The sequence below is a fragment of the Pseudotenacibaculum haliotis genome (assembly GCF_042684245.1).
Taxonomy (GTDB): Bacteria; Bacteroidota; Bacteroidia; order Flavobacteriales; family Flavobacteriaceae; genus Polaribacter; species Polaribacter haliotis_A.
Map to the genome: position 1 here is coordinate 547098 of NZ_JBHULH010000003.1, position 9984 is coordinate 557081.

Here is a 9984-nt window from a genome sequence, read left to right on the forward strand (position 1 = left end):
ATGAGAAAGTATTTAAAATTTAGTATCGCATTTTTGGCGTTAGCAAGTGTTGTAGCTTGTTCTAACAGAGAAAGAAAAGTACAATACATGCCAGATATGTATGTGTCTGTACCTTACAACCCAAATGGAGCTGATGGAATCTATAAAGACGGAGTGGTAAACAGCAAACCAGTTGCAGGTACCATTTCTAGAGGAAACGTTCCTTACGATTATGCAAATACAGATGCAGATTATAACAGAGCTAAAGATGAATTAAAATCTCCTTTAGCTAAAGATGAGGCAAACTTAGAGAATGGTAAAAAGATGTACGATATCTACTGTGCATCATGCCACGGAAAGAAAGGTGACGGAAACGGAGTGTTGTCTCAAAGAGAAAAGTTTACAGGAATCCCTAACTACAAAGATAGAGATATCACAGAAGGAAGTATTTACCATGTAATCATGCACGGTAAGAACTTAATGGGATCTCATGCATCGCAATTGACTATCAAAGAGCGTTGGCAGGTAGTACAATACGTAGAGAAATTGCGTAACGATTTATTGAAATAATTACAAAAAGAAGAATACGAAAGATATGTATCAATTCTCAGGTAAAATAAAATTATTCTCATTTGCTTTAATTGTTATTGGAGCATTGAGTATCGGGTATAGCTTTTTTAGCGCCCCTTCAACTGCAGAAGAAGCAATGGAGATTATGGCTAAGAAGAATGCCCACGGTGATGGTCATGGAAACAGTCACGGTGATGCTACACATGATAATAGCAAAGCCAAAGAAACTCATGATGCAACCAAAGGTCATGATAACGACAAAACATCTGAGCACAAAGAAGGGTCTGATGACACTCATGATGCTAAAAAAGACGAACACAAAACAGATACTACACATGCTGTAGATACACATGGAGGAGACCATGATGCCGCACACGCAGAACACGTTCTTCACCAAATGCAAAACAGACCTTGGTCTGCTGTTTATGTAGCCTTATTATTCTTCTTAGGAATTTCATTATTAGTATTGGCTTTCTATGCTGCACAAAGAGTAGCGCAATCAGGATGGTCTGTAGTACTTTTCAGAGTAATGGAAGCTATTACAGCAAACTTAGTGCCTACTTCTATTATTATGTTGGTATTGATCGTTCTTACTGGAATGCACTATAACCACTTATTTGCATGGATGGGAGAAGGAGTTGTAGATCCTACAAGTGATAACTACGATCCAATTGTAGCTGGAAAGAAACTATGGTTGAACACTCCGGGATGGATGATTCGTGGAATCATATACTTGATCGGATGGAACGTATACAGATTCTTCATTAGAAAGAACTCTATTGCTGAAGATACAGCTACAACTATTAGAATCTATAAGAGAAACTATAATGCCTCTGTAATTTTCTTAGTATTCTTTATGCTAACAGAAAGTATGGCATCTTGGGATTGGATCATGGGATTAGATCCTCACTGGTTCTCTACCTTATTCGGATGGTATGTATTGGCTACATTATTAGTAAGTGCCGTTACTGTAATTGCGTTTGTAACTATTTACCTACGTTCTAAAGGGTACTTACCAAAAGTAAATGATAGTCATATTCACGACTTAGCAAAATTCATGTTTGGATTCTCAGTATTCTGGACATACTTATGGTTTGCTCAGTTCATGCTAATCTGGTATGCAGATATACCTGAAGAAACTACTTATTTTGCATTAAGATTCAATGAGTATAAAACATTGTTCTTGAGTATGGTAGTTATGAACTTTGCATTCCCAGTTTTATTATTATTGAATAGTGATTTCAAGAGCCAGCCTTGGTTCGTAATCATCGGAGGACTTGTTATTTTAGCAGGACACTACGTAGATCTATTCATTATGATCATGCCAGGAACTGTTGGAGGAAGCTGGAGTTTTGGAATTCCTGAAATCGGAGCAACGTTGTTCTTCTTAGGAATCTTCATTTACACTGTATTCAGTGCATTTGCCAAAGCAGATCCAGTTGCCAAAGGAAACCCATTCTTGAAAGAGAGTGAGCACTTCCACTATTACAATATTGAACATCATTCAGGAGAAGATAATCATCATTAATCAAAAAATTAATTAAGACGAAAGACTATGCTAGCTCTATTTTATATTTTCATAGGTGTTGCGATCGGAGTAAGCTTCTGGCAGATTACCAGAATCATGAACTTCAGAAGCGTTATAGCTACCGATAAAGACAACAACTTCCAAGGGAAAATGTTTATTGGTTTTGCAGTATTCCTTTATGCAATGATGATTTACTGCCTGATCTGGATGAATGTATTAATGCTTCCAGAATCAGCTTCTATTGAAGGAGAGAACGATGACCTTTTATTTAACATCTCTTTCTGGTTAATTGGTATTGCACAATTTATCGTACAATTTTTAATCTTCTATTTCTCTTACAAGTACAGAGGAAAAGAAGGAAACAAAGCAAAATTCTTTGCTGACAGTCACAAATTAGAATTGATTTGGACAGTTGCTCCGGCGGTTGTATTAGTTGTATTGATCGGATACGGATTATGGCAATGGAACAACGTAATGTACGTTGCAGAAGATGAAGACCCAATTGTTATTGAAGTATATGCAAAGCAATTCCAATGGGAAGCACGTTATGCAGGACAAGACAATACACTAGGATTAGGAAATGTAAACTTTATCAAAGGTATAAACACAATGGGTGTTGATATGTCTGATGAAGCTTCAAAAGACGATAAGCAAGTAACAGAGATTCACTTGCCAAAAGGAAGAAAAGTATTATTCAAGTTCCGTTCACAGGACGTATTACACTCAGCTTATATGCCTCACTTTAGAGCGCAGATGAACTGTGTTCCTGGAATGGTTACTCAGTTTGCTTTTACTCCAAAATATACTACAGCGGAAATGCGTCAGAATTCTGAGGTAATTGCAAAAGTAGATGGAATCAACAAAGTACGTAAGAGAAACAATGAAGAGGAAATGTATGAGTTTGATTACATCTTATTATGTAACAAGATCTGTGGAGCATCACACTACAACATGCAAATGAAGATCGTAGTGGAAGAAGAAGAAGCGTTTAATGACTGGTTAGCACAACAACCAACATTAGCCGAAACAATTAAGTAATAAAGAAGAAAGAAGATATTTTAAAAGATATAGATTATGTCAGAGCATCATCATAAAGAAACATTTGTAACTAAGTACATATTTAGTCATGATCATAAAATGATCTCTAAGCAGTTCTTGATTACAGGGATGATCATGGGAGTCATTGGAGTTTTCATGTCAATGTTATTCCGTTTGCAATTAGCATGGCCAGATAAATCATTTTCAATTATTGAAGCTTTCTTAGGCCCTCATCAAACAGATGGAGTAATGAGTCCGGATATGTATTTAGCTTTGGTAACAATACACGGTACCATCATGGTATTCTTTGTACTAACAGCAGGATTAAGTGGTACATTCTCTAACTTATTAATTCCATTACAGATTGGAGCACGTGATATGGCGTCAGGTTTCTTAAACATGATTTCATATTGGTTGTTCTTTATTTCTTCTGTAATCATGGTAATTTCTCTATTCGTAGAGGCTGGGCCAGCATCTGCAGGGTGGACTATCTATCCTCCGTTAAGTGCATTGCCTAAAGCAATTCCAGGTTCAGGAGCAGGGATGACTTTATGGTTAGTATCGATGGCTATTTTCATTGCATCTTCTTTAATTGGATCTTTGAACTATATCGTTACAATCTTAAACTTACGTACCAAAGGAATGAAGATGACAAGATTGCCATTAACAATGTGGGCATTCTTTATTACTGCAATCATTGGTGTAGTTTCATTCCCGGTATTATTATCAGCAGCTTTATTATTAGTTTTTGATAGAAGTTTTGGAACATCTTTTTACCTATCAGATATCTTTATCAGTGGTGAAGTGTTACATTACCAAGGAGGATCTCCGGTATTATTCGAGCACTTATTCTGGTTCTTAGGACACCCTGAAGTATATATTGTACTTCTACCGGCACTAGGATTAACTTCTGAGATCATATCAACAAACTCAAGAAAACCTATTTTTGGATACCGAGCAATGATTGGATCGATCATGGCAATCGCTTTCTTATCAACAATTGTATGGGGTCACCACATGTTTATCTCAGGAATGAACCCATTCCTAGGATCTGTATTTACCTTTACAACCTTATTGATCGCTATCCCATCAGCAGTAAAAGCATTTAACTATATCACAACACTCTGGAAAGGAAACCTACAAATGAACCCGGCGATGTTATTCTCGATCGGATTGGTTTCTACATTCGTAACCGGAGGTTTAACAGGATTGGTTTTAGGAGATTCTGCTTTAGATATTAACATTCACGATACTTACTTCGTAGTAGCTCACTTCCACTTAGTAATGGGAGTATCAGCAATCTTCGGAATGTACGCAGGTATCTATCACTGGTTCCCAAAGATGTACGGACGTATGATGAACAAGACTATGGGATACTGGCATTTCTGGATCACGATCATTTCTGCATACGGAGTATTCTTCCCAATGCACTTTATCGGATTAGCAGGATTACCACGTAGATATTATACAAACACAGCATTCCCAATGTTTGATGATGTTGCAGATACCAACGTTGTAATTACCATCTTTGCTTTGGTTGGAGGTGTAGCGCAGTTAATTTTCTTAGCAAACTTCTTTATCTCTATCTACAGAGGACAAAAAGCAAGTCAAAATCCTTGGAACTCGAATACTATCGAGTGGACTACTCCAGTAGAACATATCCACGGAAACTGGCCAGGTAAAATTCCTGAAGTTCACAGATGGGCTTACGATTACAGTAAGAAAGTAGATCCGGAAGATGATAACAGCGACTACTTACACGGTCAAGATTGGGTAGCACAAACTACTCCATTATTGCCGGGTGAAGAGCCATCATAAAACATAGAAAACATTAGAAAAACCTTTCCATATCGGAAAGGTTTTTTGTTTTAAAAAGCGAAGGTAAAAGAGCCGCTAAATTCTAGTATATTTGTAAGATGAATGAGCATCTAAATCCTGATAACTCAAATTATTCGCACGAAGAATTGGATATCGAAAAAAAGCTGAGACCGCTTTCTTTTGATGACTTTACAGGACAAGAACAAGCAATAGAAAATCTTAAGATTTTTGTAGAAGCAGCTAACCAACGAGATGAAGCCCTGGATCATACTTTGTTTCATGGACCTCCTGGATTGGGAAAGACTACCTTGGCGCATATTCTAGCCAATGAATTGGATGTTGGAATCAAGGTGACTTCCGGACCTGTATTAGACAAACCCGGAGATTTGGCAGGACTCTTAACAAACTTAGAAGAAAGAGATGTCTTATTCATTGATGAGATTCATCGTTTGAGCCCTATCGTAGAAGAATACCTGTATTCGGCAATGGAAGATTATAAGATTGATATTATGATCGAATCTGGCCCCAATGCAAGAACAGTACAGATCAATTTAGAGCCTTTTACATTGGTTGGTGCTACAACGCGTTCAGGGTTGCTTACAGCACCTATGAGAGCTCGTTTTGGAATTAGTAGTAGATTGCATTATTACAAAACAGAACTGCTAACTACCATCATACAAAGAAGTGCTCATATTCTTACTGTTCCTATTTCTATGGAAGCAGCTATAGAAATTGCAGGAAGAAGTAGAGGAACGCCAAGAATTGCCAACGCATTGCTACGTAGAGTACGTGATTTTGCACAAATAAAAGGTGATGGAAGAATTACTATAGAAATTGCCAAATATGCTTTAAAAGCATTGAATGTAGATGCTCATGGATTGGATGAGATGGATAATAAGATCTTATCTACCATTATAGACAAGTTTAAAGGAGGACCTGTAGGGATTAGTACACTTGCAACAGCAGTGGGAGAAAATGGAGAAACAATTGAAGAAGTGTACGAACCTTTTTTAATTCAGGAAGGATTTATTATGAGAACCCCTAGAGGTAGGGAAGTAACAGAATTAGCATACAAACATTTAGGAAGAACAAAAGGAACAAGTCAAGGAGAATTGTTTTAGATGAAAACCCTGAAAAGACTCATACCCATACTCGATTGGTTGCCTAATTACAAAGCAACACAATTTCGCGGCGATTTTATTGCCGGAATTACAGTAGGGATTATTCTTATTCCCCAAGGAATTGCCTATGCTTTAATTGCAGGGCTACCTCCCATATACGGACTTTATTGTGCCCTAGTACCACAGGTTATTTACGCGATCTTTGGATCATCAAGACAGGTGTCCATCGGACCGGTAGCTATGGACTCTTTAATTGTTGCAACAGGAGTTTCTACTTTGGCGCTTACAGGCTCAGATAGTTATATTGCAATTACCATATTACTGGCCTTGATTGTTGGAGCCATACAGTTTCTTCTAGGAATTTTCCAGTTGGGATTTGTGGTAAACTTCCTTTCCAAACCTGTAATTACAGGATTTACTTCAGCAGTTGCTTTGACTATTGGAATCAACCAATTTCGCAATTTATTAGGAGTAGACTTTATTCAGAGTGATCAAATTCAACATGTATTAGAAGATATATGGTACAATATCATCGATTTTAATTCACATACCACCATCATAGGTTTAATCTCAGTACTAATCATTGTTGTTTTTAAACGTATCAACAAGAGAATTCCTAATGCTTTAATTGTAGTGGTATTTGGAATTTTGATAATGCGCAACTTTGGAAGTGATTTTGACGATGTAGATATTGTAAAAGACATCCCATCAGGATTGCCTAGTTTCTCTTTTCCCGAATTAGACTTTGATCTGATAAGAGAACTATTGCCAATAGCTTTAACATTGGTAATGGTAGGATATTTAGAAACAATTACCATTGGAAAATCATTAGAAGCTAAACAAGATGAATACAGAATTAGACCCAATCAAGAATTGGTAGCCTTAGGGTTAAGTAATATGGTTGGATCTTTATTCAAAGCTTACCCGTCTACGTCAAGTTTTTCGAGATCGGCCATCAACCAAGAATCAGGAGGAACAACAGGAATGTCTTCTTTAATATCGGCACTAATGGTCTTAATCACTTTGTTGTTCCTAACACCATTGTTCTATCACTTACCTAAAACCGTACTTGCAGCAATTATTATTGTTGCAGTATTCGGATTGGTTAATTTTAAAGAAGCAATCTTCTTATGGAAAGCCAACAACCTAGATTTTTGGTTGCTGATAGCAACTTTTGTTTCAACATTGTTCTTTGGGATAGAATATGGAATTGTTATTGGAGTAGGATTATCGTTGATCATTTTGATCTTTAGAACGTCCAGACCTTATATTGTTGAGTTAGGAAAAGTACCTAATTCTAATTTTTATAGAAACAAAGAACGCTTCTCAGACGTCATTATAGAAGATGAAGTACTTGTGTTCCGTTTTGATGCTCAATTGTTCTACGCAAACTCTAGCTATTTTAGAGATAATTTAGATCTATTGGCCTCGGCAAAAGGAGATAAGTTAAAGTTGATCGTTTTAGATGCAGAGAGTATCAACAGAATAGATAGTACAGGATTGGAAACATTGAAAGAAAGAATACGATACTATCAAAAGAGAAACGTCTTGTTTTATTTTGCAGGAGTAAAAGGACCTGTAAGAGATAGTTTATTTAGAGGAAAAATATTAGAAATCATAGATATCAATCACTTCTTTATGAGGGTTAACGGAGCTGTTAACTATTACAAAACAGGTGATCGAGAAAATCAAAAGAAGTATGCGAATTATATTCATCAAGCATACGAATAATAAGTCAATTAGATCATGAACATAGAACAAATTTATACAGGGTGTTTGGCTCAGGGAGCATACTATATCGAAAGCAAAGGAGAAGTTGCTATTATAGACCCTTTAAGAGAAGTACAAGATTATATAGAAAAGGCAGCAAAAGACAATGCCAAGATCAAATATATCTTTGAAACTCACTTTCATGCAGATTTTGTAAGCGGACACGTAACACTGGCTGAAAAAACAGGAGCGCAGATTGTTTTTGGACCCAATGCCGAAACTAAATTTGAATCGTATTCTGCAAAAGATGGAGAGGTATTTCAAATAGGAGATATCACCATTACAGTATTACATACTCCGGGACACACCATGGAAAGTACTACCTACTTATTAAAAGATGCATCAGGAAAAGACCATGCGATCTTTAGTGGTGACACCTTATTCTTAGGAGATGTAGGAAGGCCTGATTTGGCTCAAAAATCTGCAGATATGACTCAAGAAGAATTGGCCGGAACCTTATTTGAAAGTTTACGTAGTAAGATTATGACCTTGGCTGATGACGTAATTGTATATCCGGCTCACGGAGCAGGTTCTGCTTGTGGAAAGAACTTAAGTAAGGAAACAGTTGGAACTATCGGTGAGCAAAAGAAGACCAATTATGCATTACGTGCAGATATGACCAAAGAAGAATTCATAAAGGAAGTAACAGACGGATTATTACCACCTCCGGAATATTTTCCTTTGAATGTGAAGCTAAACAAAGAAGGCTACAAACCTATTGATGAAGTGATCGAAACAGGAACAAAAGCATTATATATAAACGACTTTGAATTGGTAGCTAATGAAACAGATGCATTGATATTAGATGTGCGTCATCAGTTTGAATTTGTAAAAGGATTCATCCCTCAATCTATCTTTATCGGGTTGAGTGGAACATTTGCCCCTTGGGTAGGAGCTCTAATCAAAGATATTCATCAACCTATTCTTTTGGTTGTAGAAGAAGGAAAAGAAGAAGAAGCCATTACCCGATTATCACGTGTTGGATTTGACAATGTTTTAGGATATTTAAAAGGAGGATTCTCTGCTTGGAAAGAAGTAGGAAAAGAAACAGATACTTTACTATCTGTAACTGCAGAGACTTTAGAAGAAAAGATCAACGAAGGAGCTTTGGTTTTTGATGTAAGAAAACCGGGAGAGTACGCAGCAGAGCATATAGAAAATGTGCCAAGTACTCCATTAGATTTCTTAAATGATCATGTTGCCGAATTCCCAACAGAGGAAGATTTCTACTTGCATTGTGCAGGAGGATATCGTTCTGTAATTGCTGCATCTATTTTAAAAGCGCGTGGATTCCATAAAGTGATTGATGTAGCCGGAGGATATGGAGCCATTAAAAAGACAGGAATTAGAAGAACAGATGTTGTAAGCTGTTCTTCATCAAAATAGAGAGATCATGAAAAAAGTATTCTTTTTTGGAATATTGTTTTTAAGCTTGTATAGCTGTAAGCAAGAAAGCTACTCTATGGAACTTATTCAACCCAAAGAATTGGCTGAGCTAATACAGAAAGGAGAGATCCAATTAGTAGACGTAAGAACCCAAGGAGAATACAATAATGGCGCGATTGAAGGTGCTGTATTGATCGATTTTTACAATAATAACTTTGTTCAGAAGGTTGCTGAGCAATTTGATAAGAAGAAGCCGATATATCTTTATTGCGAGTTAGGAAGCAGAAGTAACAAAGCGGCTCAGCTATTAATCCAAAACGGTTTTCACAATGTGTACGATTTGGATGGAGGGTATTATAAATGGTTAAAAAATCAAAAGAAGAAATGACAACAACAGTTTATATAGAAAACCTGAAATGTGGCGGTTGCGCTGCAACAATCAAAAAAGGAATTTTAGGCATTCAATCTGTAAGCGATGTAGAAATTGATTTGGAAACATCAGAAGTAAAAGTTTCCCATAACGAAGATGTGGTAAACAGTATCAAAGAGAAACTATCCAAACTTGGATATCCGGAATCAGGAGATAAAAATACTGTATTGCACAAAGCAAAATCTTTTGTCAGTTGTGCCGTAGGAAGATTAGAGAAATAAAAAAGAACCGAGATTTTATCTCGGTTTTTTTATTTTTATTGGAACGCGAGGCATTCGCGCACCAGCTGGGGTAGCACGGATTTGTAATCCGTGCAATGTATAAGGTATAAGTTTAAACAAGCC

At 36.7% G+C, this 9984-nt stretch carries 9 protein-coding genes; all 9 read left to right on the top strand.

From position 1 onward, the window contains the following. The 9 genes from ACFSRZ_RS08235 (at position 1) to ACFSRZ_RS08275 (ending at position 9861) form a co-directional block, all read left to right on the top strand. Positions 1–549 carry a c-type cytochrome gene (locus ACFSRZ_RS08235; RefSeq protein WP_379666065.1) on the top strand — a complete coding sequence of 183 codons (549 nt, stop codon included), beginning with the start codon at positions 1–3 and terminating at the stop codon, positions 547–549. A 25-nt stretch (positions 550–574) separates the two neighbouring features. Then, a complete protein-coding gene (locus ACFSRZ_RS08240; protein ID WP_379666066.1) occupies positions 575–2077 on the top strand; it encodes a quinol:cytochrome C oxidoreductase in 1503 nt (500 codons plus the stop codon). A gap of 27 nt (positions 2078–2104) precedes the next feature. Further along, positions 2105–3115: a cytochrome c oxidase subunit II gene (locus ACFSRZ_RS08245; protein ID WP_379666067.1), complete on the top strand. Its 1011-nt coding sequence runs from the start codon at positions 2105–2107 to the stop codon at positions 3113–3115. A 36-nt stretch (positions 3116–3151) separates the two neighbouring features. Then, complete coding sequence (locus ACFSRZ_RS08250) at positions 3152–4933, top strand: cytochrome c oxidase subunit I (protein ID WP_379666068.1); 1782 nt, start codon at positions 3152–3154, stop codon at positions 4931–4933. Positions 4934–5031: 98 nt separating this feature from the next. Beyond that, positions 5032–6054, top strand: a complete 1023-nt coding sequence (ruvB, locus tag ACFSRZ_RS08255) for a Holliday junction branch migration DNA helicase RuvB (protein WP_379666069.1) — start codon at positions 5032–5034, stop codon at positions 6052–6054. Continuing rightward, positions 6055–7785 carry a SulP family inorganic anion transporter gene (locus tag ACFSRZ_RS08260; protein ID WP_379666070.1) on the top strand — a complete coding sequence of 577 codons (1731 nt, stop codon included), beginning with the start codon at positions 6055–6057 and terminating at the stop codon, positions 7783–7785. 15 nt (positions 7786–7800) lie between these two features. Next, positions 7801–9210 (top strand): MBL fold metallo-hydrolase, encoded by a 1410-nt coding sequence (locus ACFSRZ_RS08265; RefSeq protein WP_379666071.1) that lies wholly within the window; start codon positions 7801–7803, stop codon positions 9208–9210. A gap of 7 nt (positions 9211–9217) precedes the next feature. Then, complete coding sequence (locus ACFSRZ_RS08270; protein WP_379666072.1) at positions 9218–9598, top strand: rhodanese-like domain-containing protein; 381 nt, start codon at positions 9218–9220, stop codon at positions 9596–9598. Then, complete coding sequence (locus ACFSRZ_RS08275; protein WP_379666073.1) at positions 9595–9861, top strand: heavy-metal-associated domain-containing protein; 267 nt, start codon at positions 9595–9597, stop codon at positions 9859–9861. Before ACFSRZ_RS08270 ends, ACFSRZ_RS08275 begins: the two co-directional genes overlap by 4 nt. Positions 9862–9984: the final 123 nt, after the last annotated feature.